The following is a 17,591-nucleotide window of genomic DNA, read 5'->3' as shown; positions in this document are numbered from 1 at the left end:
ATATTACATCATTAGAATGATTGTCCAAATACGAAGTGGAACTGGCTTCCAGAATCGGATGCTCGTCCTGTATTAGCAGTATCAAATCCATACCCCCAATCAAAACCAATCTGTCCAATCATTGGTAAGAAAATACGAATACCTGCACCTGCTGATCGTTTTAGGTTAAAAGGATCATATGTCGATGAGTCATACCATGAATTACCAGCCTCTACGAAAGCCAAACCATAAATGGTTGCACTTTGAGAAAGAGTTAATGGATAACGAAGCTCCATCAGGTATTTATTATAAATATAAGCTGAACGGTTACCTTCAGGATTATATGGAGTTAATGAGTTGTTCGCATATCCTCTCAATCCAATCACACTTGAACCATAATAGTTATATCCTGACATTCCATCACCACCGACTTGGTAAGTACCGAAAGGAGAACGAAGGTCCTCGTTATAATAACCTAAGAAACCATACTCAAATTTGGTACGAAGGACCAGCTTGTTATTCTTCGAAAGAGTGGTATAGATATCTCCTGAAAACTCTGTCTTATAATACTCAATCCACTTATACTTCTCACTATCTTTCATGTCTTTATCACTCCAATCTTTATCACTAAACACAGAATAAGGGAGTGTTAGCTCTAACAACAATTTGAAGTTTGATCCACGACGAGGATATAGAGGATTATCCACAGAGTTACGACTCAATATATTTTTAAATGACAAGTTATTAGACACCCCATCAGCCATCAAGAAATATGGCCAATTATTTAGGACATAACGTTGATAAGAGATTTCGTGATATAAAGTAAAGTAGTCATCAGGCCATTTCAAACGATGTCCCAAACCGATAGAAGTTCCAAATACCTGCATCGACTTCGTAATCTCATAATCATATTGAGAACCATTATATCCACCATAACCACTATTATAACCTCCTCCATAACTACCATAAGGATTCGAATAGTAAGAGTAGTTTGAATCTCCACTCGTCTGCTTAGAATAGTATATATTGAATGAGAAAGAGTTCGGTTTCTTACCACCTAACCAAGGCTCAACAAATGAGAAATTATAGTTTTGATAATACGATCCATTAGTTTGTGCTCGGACACTTAAAGTCTGTCCGTCTCCAGAAGGAAGAATAGACCCGCCCCAGCCATCATTGCTAAAAAGACGTCTTAAAGAGAAGTTATTAAATGTCAAACCAAGAGATCCAACAAACATACCAGCTCCCCAACCACCAGAAAGTTCCACTTTACTATTTGATTGTTCTTCCAAAGAATATTCAATATCCACAGTCCCCTCTTCTGGGTGAGGAACAGGAGTAGGGACAATTTTCTCTGGATTAAAGTGTTGTAGTTGCGCTAACTCTCGAACAGAACGGATAATATCTTCACGACTAAAAAGCATTCCTGGACGCGTACGTATTTCACGACGTGCAACATGTTCGTTTGTCTTATCATTTCCTTTAATGATCACTTTGCTAATGGTAGCTTGGCGACCTTCAAAAACGCGCATTTCAAAATCAATTGAATCCGATTGTACATTGACCTCCACTGGAGAGACATTAAAGAATAGGTAACCATTATTCATATATTGGTTTGCAATCGCATCGTCGTCTACTCTCAAACGGTCCTCTAATAACTTTTGGTCAAACACATCTCCCGCCTTAATACCAAGCACATTACTCAATTGCTCCGAAGTATAAACAGTGTTTCCAATCCAACGTATATCTCTAAAAAAGTATTTTTTTCCTTCTTGAATTTTGATCTTAATATCTACACGATTGGAATGTTCTAGATTAGGTACTACTGTATCTGAAACGATGACAGCATCACGATAACCTTTTTCATTATACTTCTCAATCAGATGTACTTTATCTTCTTTATATTTATCCTCTAGAAATTTCTTTGTACTGAAGAAGTTCTTAAGCTTCTTAGCCTTAGTCTTTTTCATTGCTCTTTCAAGGACTCCTGTTTCGAGCGCTTTGTTTCCTTCGAAATAGATATTTTGAATCTTAACCTTCTCTTTTTTATCCACATTGATATCCAAGATAAGATAGTTTTTCATCTCAGGATCATCTCTTTGGACAATGGTAACCTCCGTATTTAGAAACCCTTTTTCACGCATCATAGATTGAATAATACGTTTGGCTGTATTCACACTATTATCGGTCACCTGACTTCCTTTCAGGAGTAATACCTTCTCTTCAATATCTTCACGCTCTCCTTTAGAGACTCCAGTAAAGTTCACCGTTGAAAGGCGAGGACGTTCCTGAAGAAATATATCTAGATATATTTTTCCCTTTACGATTTTAGTAGCAGTAATTTTAACATCTGAGAATAGCCCCTGCTTCCAATATTTTTTTATCGCAGCGGTCACTTTTTCGCCCGGAACCATTACTGTCTCACCAACTTCCAAACCTGAAAGTTGTAGTAAAGTTTCTGTATCTAAATATTTAATACCTGAGATTTGAATACCTCCAATTTCATACTCTTTAGGGGTATCATAGTATATCGAAAAGTTGGTGCTATCAGCCAACTGTGCGAATGTCGACAAGCACCCCATAAAGGCAATTACAAAAACTAAAAGCTTCTTTTGCATATGTTATTTATTGATTTGTTCGCTAATCTTTCCAAAACGTCTCTCTCTTGATTGATAATCTTTCAGGGCATCAACCAAATCCTGTTTTTTAAAGTCTGGCCATAGCGTATCTGTAAAGTAAAATTCACTATAAGCTAATTGCCATAATAAAAAGTTGCTCAAACGAAACTCTCCACTCGTACGAATTAACAATTCAGGATCTGGGATTCCAATAGTATTTAGATTAGAAGAGAAAAGTGAATCATCAATATCATCGATTTGAATAGTTCCATTCTTCACTTCTGAAGCAATTTTCTTTGCAGCATCTACAATTTCCCATCGTCCACTGTAGCTTAAAGCCAAAACAAGAGTCATTCCATCGTTGCCTGCTGTTTTATCCACACAATCATCTAGTTTCCCTCGTGTCTCTTGTGGTAGACTATCAATATCTCCAATGGTGGTAAGTCGAATGTGTTGCTTCATCAAAGTAGGCGTCTCATTCACGATAGCTTGGACAAGAAGTTGCATTAATGCCTCTACCTCCTCTTTTGGTCGATTCCAATTCTCTGTTGAAAAAGCATATAGTGTAATAAAGTCAAGACCTAACTCTACTCCAGCCTCTAAAGTAACTCGAACAGATTCAACTCCTTGCTCATGACCAAAAGAACGATCATTACCTTGTTTCTTTGCCCAACGACCATTGCCATCCATGATGATGGCTACATGTCTCGGGATATTATTTTCATCTAACTGGCTTTTTAAACTCATCAAATTTTAATTAAAATCAGGGCACGCTCTGCACCCATGGTATACTTGAAAATAGAGTGAAACTTTCAACTCAAAAATCCAATCGTTATTATGCATTAGATCATTTGCATGAAACGATGTCTTATTCGTTTCGGCCAAGACCGAATATGGGTCATCTAAGTTATCTGCTGCATCACTAAATAACTTTTGAGCTATAAAAGCGACACTCAAACTTCGATACCCTGACAAATTCCATTTACCACCAAATTGAAGAGGAACTCCCAAAGTGATAAATGATCTCTCTCCATCTACCGATGGAGAAAAAATGTATCCAGAGTTTTGCACTCCATGACCATTATCCGGAAAATATAATAAATTTAATCCTATTCCTGAAAAAAATGTAAAATTCATGAACCTATTTTCAACGGCAAATGGTTTCCAATTGAAATCCCAAGAACCACCAAGTTCAAAATAGAGACGATCGTAATTATACTGATTTGTGATATTGTCATCTAAACCAAGATTCGCAATATTTTGGTCAACTACTCCTTCATCGTAAAGAAATCCAAAACCAAAATGAGACTGAAAACAGTATCGATCTCTCATATTATAACGAACTGCTGCTCCGAACTTTGGTCTTTGACTAGCCACAATAGAATTCGAAAACACCTCTCCTAACAAGTAGTTTGTCGATAAGTAAGCACCAACATCCAAGGTATATTTATTCTGTCCATAGCCCAACTGTACAAACCATCCCAACATTAAAAATAGTAATACACAGATCTTCCTCATGTAGGTTGTTTTATTATAAAAAATATCACTTTGTTCATCCAATAGGCTAACGAATTTTATGGCTTTATCGTATGACGCAAAACGATTCTTAACGCTACAATACAACATTTTTTAATATTTCGACTCTAAGATGGGGATTATAAATGAAACGTAAAAACAGATTTATTAATTTCTTTTGTCTGCTCCCCACATAAGCTTATTTCTAAGTGTATCATAGAAGGTTACATTAGACAACTTTAACACTTTGATAACAAATGGAGCCTTATCTATAACAAATTCACTACCCATATCCACTGGAAAAGATCTTGCATCTATCGAAGCCATTATTCGTTCTCCACGTCCTGTGATCTTTAACTTTATTTTCGCGCTATCGCTCACAACTAATGGTCTTACCGTAAGATGATGCGGTGCTATTGCTGTTAGTACTAAACTATTGGTATTCGGGGCCAAGACAGGACCTCCAACACTCAAAGAGTAAGCAGTGGATCCTGTAGCTGTAGAAACAATTAAACCGTCCGACCAAAACGTAGTTAAAAACTCATCATCCACATAAGTCTCCACTTGAATCACTTGTGAAGTATCTTGTTTATGAACCGTAAAGTCATTTAATCCGAAGGGGAATGTTCTAAAACATCCCGAATCACACTTAACTCTCAACAAAGTACGCTCCTCAATCCGATAATCTCCATCCAAAATTGCCTGCAAAGCACCTTTCAGTTCTTCTTTGGGAATATCTGCAAGAAATCCTAACCTACCATGATTGATTCCCACCATGGGAATCCCTGTATTTCGAACCAAAGAGACCCCATCTAGAAATGTACCATCGCCTCCTATTGAAAAGAAGAAATCGCAATCAGGGTCTAGATCACTAGGGGTTGTAAAGACCTTGTCAGGATGGAAACTGGTCCCCTTCTCTTTCTCCAAATATTCACAAAAAGGACCGTATCCAACGACCTCAACCTGTTCATGTTGAAGAAAATTGGCTATTCTCTCTAACTCTCGAATGAAATTTTCCTCAACAGTTTTTCCAAAAACGGCAATTTTAAGTTTTTTACCCATGTGACTTTTAACAGTTTACAGATCCATATATTTCATAAACTCCTCATAACGATCATGATACAAATCATCGACACGTGAATCGTCATTATATATTCCTTTTATTTTATACGTGTAACGCTCAAAGGTAGCAACAATAGAAGTAACATCCACCACATTCACCTTAATGGTCACTAGAATATGAGAAGGATTTCCTTCCACCCTGGTCACAAAGAGAGAGAGAATTCTTGCATTATTTTCTTCGATGATCTGGGCGATTTCACTACTAGAATAATCGACAGATGGCATCTCAAAAACAATTATTGCCCCTGGATCTTTTACGACAGACACATCACACATCCTCTCCATAATATGATGTTTCCCCACAGCACCGACATACTGATGTTGATCATCTAACACTGGGATCACTGACGTTCGTAGTCGAATCATTAACCCAATAATTTCAAACAGATGTTGATTTAGATGAACATGAGGACGAAGATATTTTATCGTAAAACTATCAAAAGGAAGTTCTAAATCCTCTAATTCTAGAAGTAAATCTTCACTCATCAAACCTATATATTCACTCCCTTGAATTACAGGAAGTTCTCGCAAACCAACACACTCCATAATAGACAATGCTTTAAGACCATTATCCACTTCAGATAAGGTAGGAATGCTCCCTTCTATTAAATCTTTTGCAATCACAATAATATTCAGTTTTTCAAATAATTAAAATAATTACCTTTGTAGAACAAGAAAGGTTAATGATCCTCTCTGTTTTTCTTCTAACATTAAATCTCAATCCAAGATGACAAGACTTAGTGTAAATATAAATAAAATTGCCACGCTTAGAAACTCTCGTGGAGCAGATATGCCCAATGTGGCAAACGCAGCCATTAATGCTGAAAAATTTGGGGCAGAAGGGATCACGGTTCATCCTCGTCCTGACGAACGACATATCACCTATCAAGATGTTGAAGACCTGTCTAAGGTTGTTACAACAGAATTCAACATTGAGGGATATCCCAATAAACGCTTCATGGAGCTTGTATTGAAATATAAACCAACACAAGTAACCCTAGTTCCTGATGCTCCAGACGCAATTACATCCAATGCAGGATGGAATACCATTAATAACAAGTCGTTTCTTACTGAAATTGTTCACGAACTTCGAAATGCAGGGATTAGAACCTCTATTTTCGTAGATCCTGATACCAAAATGGTAGAAGCTGCTGCTGCGATTAAGGCCAGTAGAGTTGAGTTATATACTGAACCCTATGCAACGAACTATCATCAAGATAGAGATCAAGCAATCAAAAGTTATATCGATGCAGCAGATGTAGCCTATATGAATGGACTTGCGGTCAATGCTGGTCACGATCTCAATTTGGATAATTTGGCATTCTTCGCTCAAAACATACCTAATTTAGCGGAAGTTTCTATTGGACATGCACTAATCTCCGATGCGATATATTTAGGCATGGAATTGACAATATTAAAATACAAAGAGTGTCTTAGACACTAATGAATGATAGAACAAAGGAGAGTTTTTACTCTCCTTTGTTGATTTAAATAAAGTTACAATGAACACCAGCATAGCAAAACTTCATTATAGAAAGATAGGGACAGGAGAACCTCTTATTATTCTTCATGGGTTATATGGTTCTTCCGACAATTGGTTTTCCATAGCAAAAGCACTAGAAAACGATTTCACTATCTACCTTTTAGATATTCGAAACCATGGTAAAAGTCAACATATGCCGACGCATACATTTGAGGATATGACAAACGACTTGTTCCATTTCATGAATGAGGTGAATCTTACGAAGAGCTCCATCCTAGGTCATAGTATGGGTGGTAAAGTCGCCCTACACTTTGCATTAAAATATCCCGAAAAAGTAGAGCATCTAATTATGGCTGATATCGTTGCTCGTAACTATCGTGATAATCCAGCGAAAGCAAACCAAGCAGATCAACACAAAGAGATTCTTGGTGGACTACTTTCTGTCGATCTAGACAAATATAAAACGAGAAAAGAGGTAGATAAGTTTTTAGAACCTCTAATTAGTAACGAAGCGTTAAGAGATTTCCTTCTGAAGAATCTAAAAAACGATACTACAGCAGGAAAATTAACATGGAAGCTGAATCTAGAAGTTCTTTACAACTCTTTAGGCGTTCTTATGTCTAGTGTTAACTATGCAGACTTAGAGGCAATGGATCATATTCCTGCTTTAGATACCACACTGATACGTGGACTTCGTTCTGGGTATATAGCAGAAGAAGATATTGTAAAGATGAAAAGTATCTTCCCATCACTTCGCATCTACGATATTCCAGATGCAGGCCATTGGTTGCATTCTCAACAGCCACAACTCGTGATCAATGCAGTTCTTGATACCACAAGAAAAAAATAAAGTTTGAATACAAAGAGCCCAATGTTTATCATAAGGCTCTTTGTAAACTGTTCTTTTAAATCCTCCATTTTTAGAAAACTAGGTTTTCAATATTTTGAACAAACAAGTTGACAACCTTCTGCTTTCAGACTTACTACAGAGAAAAACAATAGAATAAAAAGTATTTTTTTGCAGAATACAGAAACCCCGTTCGCTTCCCAAAAGAAAGACCAACCTAGGGAAGATTCCTCGATTGGTCTATATTTTTACCGATATAAGTAACTATAATAGGTTATGATAATACCTCTTTACTTCTTGCAAATCGTATTATATCCTTTTTCAACCAATCATGAATGGGTAGCGTTTTATCCTTCGCTCTCCAAATCCAATTCCCATCAATGGTGCCAGGGGTATTCATACGTCCTTCGTCACCCAGGGCTAAAATATCTTGCATCTGAAAGATCACACCTCGAGCATGAGACTGCATCATATTACGAGCAACAGCTCGAAAAGATAATCTCTCAACCCCAATATACTCTAACATCAGCTTCTTCTGCTCTATTTCTAGTTCATCATACCAAGAGATAAGTGTGGCATTGTCGTGCGTTCCTATGTAAGCACAGCAAGTATCGCTATAATGCATAGGAAGGTGAACATTATGAACATTCCCATCAAAAGCAAATTGGAAAACTCCCATCCCATCGAAATGGTACTTATCTCTAAGACTCCTTACCTTTTCATCAATCAGCCCTAAATCTTCAGCAATAATCTTTTCATGCATCACAGAAGGCAATAAAGACAACATCTCATCTCCTCTTGCATCATTCCATACACCAACCTTTCCATCAAGATAGATCGACTTTATCGAATAATACGACTCCAACCCTCTAAAATGATCAATACGCAAAAGATCATATAACTTAAGCTGAAACGATAGCCGTGATCTCCACCATTGATATTGATCTGCAGCCATCACATCCCAATCAAAAAGAGGACTACCCCAATGTTGACCATTCTCATTAAAATCATCTGGAGGTACCCCTCCCACTTCGGTCATCTGATATTCTGAGTTCAATTGAAATTGATTTGGATGAACCCACACATCCGAACTATGAAATGCAACATATAAAGGAAGATCTCCCATAATCTTTACACCTCTTTGCATTGCATATTGATGTAACAACTCCCACTCCAAGAAAAAAACATACTGTACAAATCGATGATAAAGAACCACCTCTTCCAGTTCATTATAAGCTTGAGCAAGAGCATTCGGAACTCTATCTCTTATTTCCTCGGGCCACTCACTCCAAGTTACACCTTCGTATTTTTGGGTCAAAGCCATGAATAGAGAATAGTCCTCTAACCAAAGTTGATGCTCCTGCCAAAAGGCCAAATACCCATCACTAGCAAATTGATTCTGATAGCGAAACCCTTCAAATGCTTGTTGTAAAAAAACACTTTTGTTACACTTTACTCCATCCCAATCTATCTCTCCATTCGAGGCAAAATAATCCTGTTTTAATGGACACTCATTCAACCAACCTCGCCCATGAAGAAAAGCCAAATCAATATAGAATTCATTTCCAGCATACGAAGAGTAGCACTGATATGGAGAATTAAAACCATCTGTACGTCCCAGAGGTAGTATCTGCCACACACCAACTCCTAAATCACACAAATAATCTACAAAACGAAAAGCTTCAACTCCAATAGTGCCTACATCATCGGCACCATTAAGGGAACTTATAGGCATTAAAATGCCACTATATCTCTGTTTCTTATTCATTGCCATAACATTTATACACCCTAAGAAACAAACTTTTTAGCGAAACTACAACCTATGCTTTACTTGTGCTCACCCTATTTTTTATCCACATAGAGATCACTAAAACAACGATCAATATAAATACGACAAATGCAGCCATGCCAACAAAGAAAAGTCTTACAAATTGCCCCCCGTTGCATAAGTATATTAAAAAAGGAGAAACGACCTGAGCTAGCAATACCACTGTAACTAATTTATACTTCCATAAGCCATATACATCATTAGGAATATGATGTCGTACGGAGTTATAGGCTGTTGCAAATAGAAGTCCAGAACCAACACCAATAAATAACAAAGACAAGAACACTTTATTTATATCAAAAGCAGCACCTAGAATAAAAGTTCCTGTCGCAATCATTCCAAGTGTAATGAAATAGATTACCTCTCGACTTGCAAAATGATATACAGGAGCATAAAAAGTCCCTCCTAAGATAAATAGGATAACCAAAAGACCTAATAGCCCTGCTGTTTGCATTTGATCCGTTAAAGGCAATCGATCAATTAAGAATGGTATTTGTAAGAAATACAGCGTTAAAAAAAGCACGAAAACAAATGCTGCAATTATAATCATCCAAAACTTTCTATTCATAAAATACTTCTGTGGTCTCGAGATAGAGCGAGGGTCAAGTCCAATACCTTGAATATACAACCACATCCCATAGAGTACTGGATAGAATGCAAGAAGATAAATTAAGAATGGATACTTCCACCCATAAGTACCTAACCATCCTGACAACAATAGTAGGAACATCGTTGAGACTCCAACAACGACACCTTGAGTACGCACAAACACTCTCTCCTTCACTTCTGTCAAGTAGAGATGTCCTCGCTGAACTAGAAGCATAGAGATCAACCCCATCGCAAACCCTAATAGTAGTCGAGTCAAAAACATGGATTGAAACGAAGTTTCCCAATAACAAAGTATGCCAGTCACCCCATAAACGATGAGTGAGATTAAAAAAAGAAGTTTTCCCCAATACTGATGAGGAATACGAATGGTAGTCCAAAATACAGATACCACAAGTGCAGATATCGCAGGGGCAATGACGAGCAGCTGACTTCTAAATATCGCATCAGGACTTTCGAAAAGACGTGAGAGAGAGAGAAGATCAGGCGTCAGTACGACACAGGTCATAAAAGTGATGACACTGATGCTATACATAAAGCGTATAATATTTCTATTTGTCTTCATAAGCAAGGTTCTTTCTGTTTTCAATTGGAACATTTAGAACCTATTTTTGTTTGATAAATCGATCTATTATACAACACATTTTGATATGATAAAAAACAATGTATCTGGAGCTTCTATTTATTGTGTTCAATCAATGATCACGAAACTATTTTTCCAAGATTCTTTTTATCTCAAAAAAGTTCCAAAAGTGCAATAAGCACCATTAAGCTTAAGAAAATAGGCTTCATTGAAAATACAAGTATGTGTCAACAGGGCTACATTCCATAGAATTACGTTATGGCTTCTATACCCTTTGGTTACTCTAGGGGTAACTGAAGGGTAAGGAAAGGGTAAGGAAAGGGTAACTGAAGTACGGAGGAAGTACGGAGTGATCCAATAGAGTTTCTACACAAAAACGGATTTTAGAAATTGTCCTATGGGTTTCAAAAAAGAGGGGTCATCTTCTGCAAACAGCGAATAAAAGATCTGATCGAAATATAACGACGAATATGACGGGAGTCGTTAATTTTGAAACAGAACCACCAAAAAGAAATGACAAGAAGTCAAAAAAAAAGAGTGTCAATCATAAAAGAAAGACACTCTCTACTATTATTAGGAAATAGACAAATCAATAGTCATATCACACTAACTCATCGAAATATCTTTATAAAAAAATACTATCGATCTTTCTACAATTGCTTAAAAAATCAAAAGACTAGTATTTTTCTTTGATTATAGAGAAGAGATTGTTCAAGAACAACTCTTCTCTAATATTATAACGCTTATAACTTCATTATCTTAGTATAAGTCACTTTCTCACCATCATCGATTCTAACAGCATGAACTCCATTAGGAAGTGCTTTCACATTGATTTTTTGTCCATCATAATTTGGAATAAATAGCTCCTCGTTACCCAAGATATCAAACACTTTCACTGATACCTTACGGTTAGAAATACCTTTCACTTCAATAAAATCTGTAGCAGGGTTCGGATATACCTTCAATTCAACTCCTTCAGTATTCTTAGAAGAAAGGCTTAAATCATCCACACCATATACTTCAAATTCAAACAAACGAATCGTACCGTGTCCATCATCACCACCAGTTGTATACTTCACATAACGTGCATTAATACCATTGGTAACGATATCTTTGGTCGTAGAATTATCTTTAACATCCTCAGCAACTACAGTCCAGTTAATATTGTCTTCACTCACTTCAATTGTATAACCTTGAGAGTTCCAATCAGCATCCTCCACATTACCACAATCAAACATTTTAAATTCGAACACAGTATACACTTTCTCTAAGTCAACCACCACATAGTGTGGACCATTACCAGTTTCACACCATTTATGAGAGTTATCAGTTGGAACAGTTTCTCCATCAAATAGATAACTTGGAAGTTCATTGGTAGTAGATCCAGAAAAATCCACAGCTGATTTGTTCAGAGCCAAGTTTGTTGAAGCAGCAGGAGTCACACTTACATCGAAAGACTTAGTAAAGCGGTCCTCACCAATCTTAGTTGTAAGTGTAACAGTTGTATTTCCAATTGCATGCTTACCTGTAAGTGTAACATTAAGCATATTATTAGGAGCATCCAACTCTATGTTAGCAACTTCTACTAGGTTCTCATTGGCAACAGAAGCAGTAACCATATCTTTTGTCACATCTACTTTATTGGTAAAAGGGACCTTTACTACTTTAGTTTCATCAAGCTTAAGATTCTGTGAAGCAACCTCACCAAAAGAGAAGTTATTTACAGTTCCTAGTACCACCACTTCTTGGATTGTTACAGTACTCCAACCTGTTCTAGAGGTCCAAACTTGGATATAACGAGCATTAATAGGTTCATTTAGAATATAAAGAGAACCTCCAACATACTGAGTTGAGAATGCTTCTGTGAATGACTTCCCATCTTCAGAAGTAGTCACCTTTAACTTCAATTTTTTCCCATCTTGAGAACCGTTATAACGGAAACATGAAAGAGAAGTTACCTCTTCAAGATCTGCTTCAAGAACAATTTTATTATAGTTTGTTTTGATACCAGTATTTAGGTCGCCATCAATCAGCTTCTCACCTCCTGTTATTTTAGCATCAATTCCATTCCAATACCAATTAGCAGTATAAGCCTGAACTTTCTTGCCTTTTAATACATTGGCCCATTTCGAGTTCTCCACAGTCACTACAAAAGATATATCTTTAGACAAACCTCCATTGACAAAAGTCACTTTCACTTTTTCAGCACCAAAGAATCCATCTTTTGATTGAATATCAAACTGGTATGTTTTATTTGCTTCGTCAATTACTTCATTAGAAACCTTTATATTTCCATTTGCAGAGGCTGCAGAGAAACCAAAGTCTTTCGCTTTTTCAAGTAGTCCAAGATCGTAAGCAAACTTCACGGTTTTGGTACCTTTCTCACTCATTACTAGATTCTGACCACCCACAAAGTTCATTCCCATAGAAACACCCAATACTTGGAACTCCCAAATACGGATTGTGATATTCAAATCTTTATCATAAGGAGTAAAACGTACATAACGGCCTACTTTACCAGGAATAGCATCCACTTTTGTATTCTCCGCTTTGCGGCCTTTCTCATTAACTACTTCAGTCCACTGTTTTTTGTCGTTACTAATTTCCACTTTCCAACAATCATAGTTTCCATCAGCACTCTCTTTGTGTCCAGTATCATAAGCTTTGAAACCATATATATCAAATGGCTCTTCTAGATCGATAATAACCCATTGTGATTTTGATCCACCAACACACCATTTGTAGTCTAAACTAGAAGGAATATTCTGTCCATCTATTAAATATTTAGGATTGTGTTTTGCGATACAGTCGCTATAGCTGTCGATTGTTTTTCCAACACTAACCACCTCTAATAAGCTCATCTCAACAACTGTTGCAGCCGTCTCTAACTTTTGTTCAGTAGAACCCAAAGAGTTCGTCACTTTAACAGAGATATCAAAATTACCTTTTGTGTTGAAAGTCACCGCGATTTGATTCTTTTCGCATTTTACTTCTGCTTTTACAGCACCTTTTGGAAGGGTCCAATTATATGTTTCAGGATATTGTGTTGCTCTCGCAGTAAACAATACAGTCTCTCCTACTTCGATATATGATTTATCGCCAACAATTTTCACTTCAGGAACAGATGGCTTCAACCAATCAATGCTCTTCTCTACTCCTGTAGACTCATTTCCTTTAAGATCCACGCTTTTCACGGTGAATTTCACAGAAAGTTCTCTACTATTGGTTCTGATAATATCACCTATATAGAATGCTTCATCCATTGTTTGTCCAACCAAACTTTGGGTTCCATTCTGTTCCATATAGATATTGTAGTGGTTTACATCTCCTTTGGCAGCATCCCAAATAATACGAGCACTACCTTTGGTGTCACCAAGATCCACTTTCTCTACATTTTTGTCATCGATGATCTTCAAGTTTGAAACTTCACCTGCAGCAGTCACATTAGACCCTAAGAACAATTGCCCCACTTTCAAATCGATATCTTGAACATTTGATTTTGACTCAAGTTTAATAGAGATCATTGAGATTGTTTTACCAGCATAAGCACTTAATGGTAACGTAATAGTCTTCCAACTTCCATCAGCAAAATTCTCAAGAGGAAGGTATGTGAAAGCGTTATTATCTTCTTTAAAAGCAAGACCAAGAGAACAAGAATAACCAGTTTTTGCGCCTTTCACTACGATTTGAGCTTGCTCAGACCCAACCACTTCTAGTTGTGTTTTAAATAGACGAATATTATTTGAAATATTTGCATCTAAGTTTCCGGTAAACATCAAACTTGCACCACTATTATAAGAATCGTCCCAAGTAAATGTAGGCTCCACAGTCTTACGAGATCCTTCGATCCACCATCTCCAAGTAGGGAGAATATCTTGAATTCCTCTATGATACCAATCGCCAGTTCCTTTTACAGTTCCTTTTACAAATCTCTTTTTACCCATTCCGGTATTGAAATTAGTCACAAAAGGGAAAGTGTTGATCACACTACGAGCAGCCACACCAACAGAGATACCAGGCCAGTTTGAATCGTCATAAGCAGTTTTAGAAGTCACATCATGGTTGATGTTTACCCAAAAACGTCCAGCTGTTTTATAGAACTCTGCCATCTGCTCGTATTGGTTCAGATCATTGCGTTTGGTATGATCCTTCCATGTTTTCTCTTCAGGACAGAAAAGAGCAACAGATCCATTATTTTTATCTTTGCTAAAAAGAGAAGTAAATTCTCTTTTGTGAGAGAATCCTCCCCCACCTATTTCTAGTCCATAATAGTTAACACTAAAAGGATCCATTCCCCAAGACTCAACACTTTTATTATTTCTACTAATTGAAGAAGAAGAAGCAGAACCATAGTTTAGGAACATCGATGAGAACATCTCTTTTCCTTTGAAAAGTGATTCTGGGATAGAGGTAGAAGCATCATACCACTGAAGTCCCATATGATCAGACCCTTTATATTTATTAAAAGTCTTTGCGAAACCAGCCCATTCCGCTTTTGAACTAGCATAAGTCTCTTCATTAATAAACCAACCATCAAATCCATAGTAGTTTGCAATCTCTGCCAACCTTTTAGCATATGGGAACTCCCCATTTTCTTGTGTCATCATCTCACGTACCCAGCTACTTTGTCCACCAAAAGCTCCAGGAGGGAAGAAAACGTTACCATAAACCTGAACCCCATTTTTGTGAGCAGCATCGACCACTGGAGCAGAAGGAGGAATAATAACCCCTTCGCTAGCAGAACCACCCCACCATACAAGGATGTCAACATACTGCCAGAAGTTAAAAGTATATCCAGTAAATGAGTTTGCTCCTTGAGAAGGCGTTTGGCTACACATTGGATTCATCGTCAAACAAGCAGTAATTTTAGAGTCAAAGAAGCTATTTGGTCCGGCTTTTACAGTCTTATCAACAAAACGTTCTTTTAGTGCTACAACACTTCGATTAAACTTTGCTTCAGGATCGTTTTCTGGAGACCAATCTTTAATATCTTCAGGATGCCAGCATCCTCCCATTGGCTGTTGTGCCGCAACTTCAAAAATTGTTGCAAAGACAAACAGTAATGTACAAAATAGATGTCTTTTCATAAATCGTTATGTTTTATTTTTATTAGTTAAGAAGGATAAGAGAAAAGCCCTTCTTCATTTGATTTGTAATTCTATAATTGGGTGATCATCTAATTACATTTATAAGAGTCCTTGTTTTTGATTTGGTACTCACACTTTATCTTTTTTTTAAAGATTTTCATAAGAAGAAAGAAAATCATAAGCTTTTTGTCATTTGTCGGGGTATAAAAAAGGCTGAATCTAAATGAAACAGCCTTTATATTTTTAGATGAAGTACTACCTAAAATTATTTTGTGGTTTAGGTTTACCACTGTCATCATTCGAGTTATCCACATCCCACCATATGCGAACATCCATACGATCGTCAGGACCATAAACAGCACTAGGTATATTTGCTGCATTATAGTCATGTTGTTCTACAGTATATCGGATACGTTTGATGAAAAGCCCCTGTTTCACAGTTGCAGACATGTTGTTCTCATTGTTTAGAAGTCGAGGATAACCTGTTCTTCTAAATTCAGCCCAGCCTTCATTACCATTAGGGAAAACAGCAAGCCATTTTTGCTTTTGAATTGCTTCTAAGACCTTTTCTTTATCCCCCGATTCGAAGATACCATCTGCGACATCATGCAATTCACTAATATATTTAGCAGATTGCTCCTCTGCAACTCCATAATAGTTCATCGACGCTTCGACACCCATCTTATAGAACTGTTTAGGAGATGACGCTGCACCAGACCAACCTCTCAAGCTTGCTTCTGACATAAGGAAACAGCTTTCGGCATATCCCATCCAAACTGCTTCTTGATGAATTGAGAACCATCCTTTAGGATCTTTTCTTGCATCTGCTTTAAGAATTGAAGCATTTTCAGTGCTATGCTTTATTCCATCAATTTGACCAATCTTATGTCCCATATATTGTCCAAAAGTAGTTCCTGGTTTCTGTCCAATCTCCACACCATGTCTTAAAGCATCCTCAGGACCAGTCTTATACCACAATACAGGACAACGAGGATCCAAATCGTTACTCCATGTTTTATAAGCTACTTCTAGGTCTTTAGTCATCACAGCATCAAGCCATGCATGACTACATAAGTAATATATATTTTCCTGGGTTTGAGAGTGTGTTGCCAAATTATCGGCATTGGATGCAAAAACACCATCACGAATAGCACTTTCCCCTTCCTTCTTAGCCATTTGTGGATCGACATTACTAATACGAAGCGCCAAACGAAGTCTTAGAGTATTGGCAAACTTACGCCACTTGTCATAATCGCCTTGATAAAAGTTATCTGAGGTAGCATCGATCTGAAAATATTCTGTTTCTGATGATTTTGATAAAACTTGAGATGCTGTCTTTAATTTTAAGAACAGGTCTGTATATACCTCCTTCTCTGAGTTATACTTTAATGTTTTATTGTCAGAGATATCTGTATCAAAAACATATTTATAAGGAATATATCCATAAGTATCCACCATCATGCTAGTCAAGAAAGAGAAGTTGATATCTGCCACCGCTTTTGCTTTGGCATTCCAAACAGGAGCTGCTTTCATATATTTAAGCAGTGTTCTGTACTCTTTTACTCTTTCATAATAGAAGTGTTCCCATCTCTTTCCAATCCAACCTTCGTTATAAACATAGTTTGGAGAAGAGCCAGAGAAATCCGCTTTATTATGTGCAAAATAGTGAGCATAGATATCATGAAAAAGATTTGTTGCTCTCTGATAATCTGCATATGGTCCCTCAAAGATAAAAGGAGAGATCATTTTATTGATATCCTCATCATAGTGTTCCCCATCAAAAATGATTGCTTTATCTGAGGTATACTCAGGCATGATTGAGGTGTTTATCTCTTCAAATTTATCGGTACATCCTCCCATCATTCCCGCAATGATAAGAGATGCAGATATTAATATTTTTCTATTATTTGATTTGAACATATT

At 37.0% G+C, this 17,591-nt stretch carries 11 protein-coding genes; 2 read left to right on the top strand and 9 right to left on the bottom strand.

Annotation, left to right across the window (positions count from 1 at the left end):
* Positions 1-11 precede the first annotated feature (11 nt).
* The 5 genes from bamA to K4L44_02635 form a co-directional block, all read right to left on the bottom strand.
* Positions 12-2,597, bottom strand: a complete 2,586-nt coding sequence (gene bamA, locus K4L44_02655) for an outer membrane protein assembly factor BamA (GenBank protein ID QZE14779.1) — start codon at positions 2,595-2,597, stop codon at positions 12-14.
* A 3-nt stretch (positions 2,598-2,600) separates the two neighbouring features.
* Positions 2,601-3,344, bottom strand: coding sequence for an isoprenyl transferase (locus tag K4L44_02650; protein ID QZE14778.1), 744 nt, complete (start codon positions 3,342-3,344; stop codon positions 2,601-2,603).
* 6 nt (positions 3,345-3,350) lie between these two features.
* Positions 3,351-4,115 (bottom strand): hypothetical protein, encoded by a 765-nt coding sequence (locus K4L44_02645; protein QZE14777.1) that lies wholly within the window; start codon positions 4,113-4,115, stop codon positions 3,351-3,353.
* Positions 4,116-4,280: 165 nt separating this feature from the next.
* Positions 4,281-5,174 (bottom strand): NAD kinase, encoded by an 894-nt coding sequence (locus K4L44_02640; GenBank protein ID QZE14776.1) that lies wholly within the window; start codon positions 5,172-5,174, stop codon positions 4,281-4,283.
* Positions 5,175-5,189: 15 nt separating this feature from the next.
* Complete coding sequence (locus K4L44_02635; protein ID QZE14775.1) at positions 5,190-5,858, bottom strand: CBS domain-containing protein; 669 nt, start codon at positions 5,856-5,858, stop codon at positions 5,190-5,192.
* 103 nt (positions 5,859-5,961) lie between these two features.
* Between K4L44_02635 and K4L44_02630 the strand changes: the two genes are divergently transcribed.
* Together K4L44_02630 and K4L44_02625 are read left to right on the top strand one after the other, a co-directional pair.
* Positions 5,962-6,678, top strand: coding sequence for a pyridoxine 5'-phosphate synthase (locus K4L44_02630; protein QZE14774.1), 717 nt, complete (start codon positions 5,962-5,964; stop codon positions 6,676-6,678).
* Between the two features lie 58 nt (positions 6,679-6,736).
* Positions 6,737-7,567 carry an alpha/beta fold hydrolase gene (locus tag K4L44_02625; protein ID QZE14773.1) on the top strand — a complete coding sequence of 277 codons (831 nt, stop codon included), beginning with the start codon at positions 6,737-6,739 and terminating at the stop codon, positions 7,565-7,567.
* Positions 7,568-7,838: 271 nt separating this feature from the next.
* Here K4L44_02625 and malQ read toward each other — a convergent pair whose 3' ends face one another.
* From malQ to K4L44_02605, 4 genes are all read right to left on the bottom strand, one after another.
* The gene (gene malQ, locus K4L44_02620; protein ID QZE14772.1) at positions 7,839-9,332 is read right to left on the bottom strand and encodes a 4-alpha-glucanotransferase; all 1,494 of its coding nucleotides are present in this window, start codon (positions 9,330-9,332) and stop codon (positions 7,839-7,841) included.
* A 52-nt stretch (positions 9,333-9,384) separates the two neighbouring features.
* On the bottom strand, positions 9,385-10,563 hold the full coding sequence (locus K4L44_02615) for an MFS transporter (protein QZE14771.1): 1,179 nt from the start codon (positions 10,561-10,563) through the stop codon (positions 9,385-9,387).
* A 761-nt stretch (positions 10,564-11,324) separates the two neighbouring features.
* Positions 11,325-15,668: a discoidin domain-containing protein gene (locus K4L44_02610; protein QZE14770.1), complete on the bottom strand. Its 4,344-nt coding sequence runs from the start codon at positions 15,666-15,668 to the stop codon at positions 11,325-11,327.
* Between the two features lie 255 nt (positions 15,669-15,923).
* Positions 15,924-17,588 (bottom strand): SusD/RagB family nutrient-binding outer membrane lipoprotein, encoded by a 1,665-nt coding sequence (locus tag K4L44_02605; GenBank protein QZE14769.1) that lies wholly within the window; start codon positions 17,586-17,588, stop codon positions 15,924-15,926.
* Between the last annotated feature and the right edge of the window lie 3 nt (positions 17,589-17,591).

The sequence above is a fragment of the Prolixibacteraceae bacterium genome (assembly GCA_019720755.1).
GTDB lineage: Bacteria > Bacteroidota > Bacteroidia > Bacteroidales > Prolixibacteraceae > Halosquirtibacter > Halosquirtibacter laminarini.
Note: the sequence above shows the minus strand (reverse complement) of the source record. Positions and strands in the feature narration are given on the sequence as shown.

What these genes read in the sequence shown, in the direction of transcription:
- bamA (QZE14779.1), bottom strand. Translation starts at nt 2,597, where the DNA reads ATGCAAAAGAAGCTTTTAGTTTTTGTAATTGCCTTTATGGGGTGCTTG.
- K4L44_02650 (QZE14778.1), bottom strand. Translation starts at nt 3,344, where the DNA reads ATGAGTTTAAAAAGCCAGTTAGATGAAAATAATATCCCGAGACATGTA.
- K4L44_02645 (QZE14777.1), bottom strand. Translation starts at nt 4,115, where the DNA reads ATGAGGAAGATCTGTGTATTACTATTTTTAATGTTGGGATGGTTTGTA.
- K4L44_02640 (QZE14776.1), bottom strand. Translation starts at nt 5,174, where the DNA reads ATGGGTAAAAAACTTAAAATTGCCGTTTTTGGAAAAACTGTTGAGGAA.
- K4L44_02630 (QZE14774.1), top strand. Translation starts at nt 5,962, where the DNA reads ATGACAAGACTTAGTGTAAATATAAATAAAATTGCCACGCTTAGAAAC.
- K4L44_02625 (QZE14773.1), top strand. Translation starts at nt 6,737, where the DNA reads ATGAACACCAGCATAGCAAAACTTCATTATAGAAAGATAGGGACAGGA.
- malQ (QZE14772.1), bottom strand. Translation starts at nt 9,332, where the DNA reads ATGAATAAGAAACAGAGATATAGTGGCATTTTAATGCCTATAAGTTCC.
- K4L44_02615 (QZE14771.1), bottom strand. Translation starts at nt 10,563, where the DNA reads ATGAAGACAAATAGAAATATTATACGCTTTATGTATAGCATCAGTGTC.
- K4L44_02610 (QZE14770.1), bottom strand. Translation starts at nt 15,668, where the DNA reads ATGAAAAGACATCTATTTTGTACATTACTGTTTGTCTTTGCAACAATT.
- K4L44_02605 (QZE14769.1), bottom strand. Translation starts at nt 17,588, where the DNA reads ATGTTCAAATCAAATAATAGAAAAATATTAATATCTGCATCTCTTATC.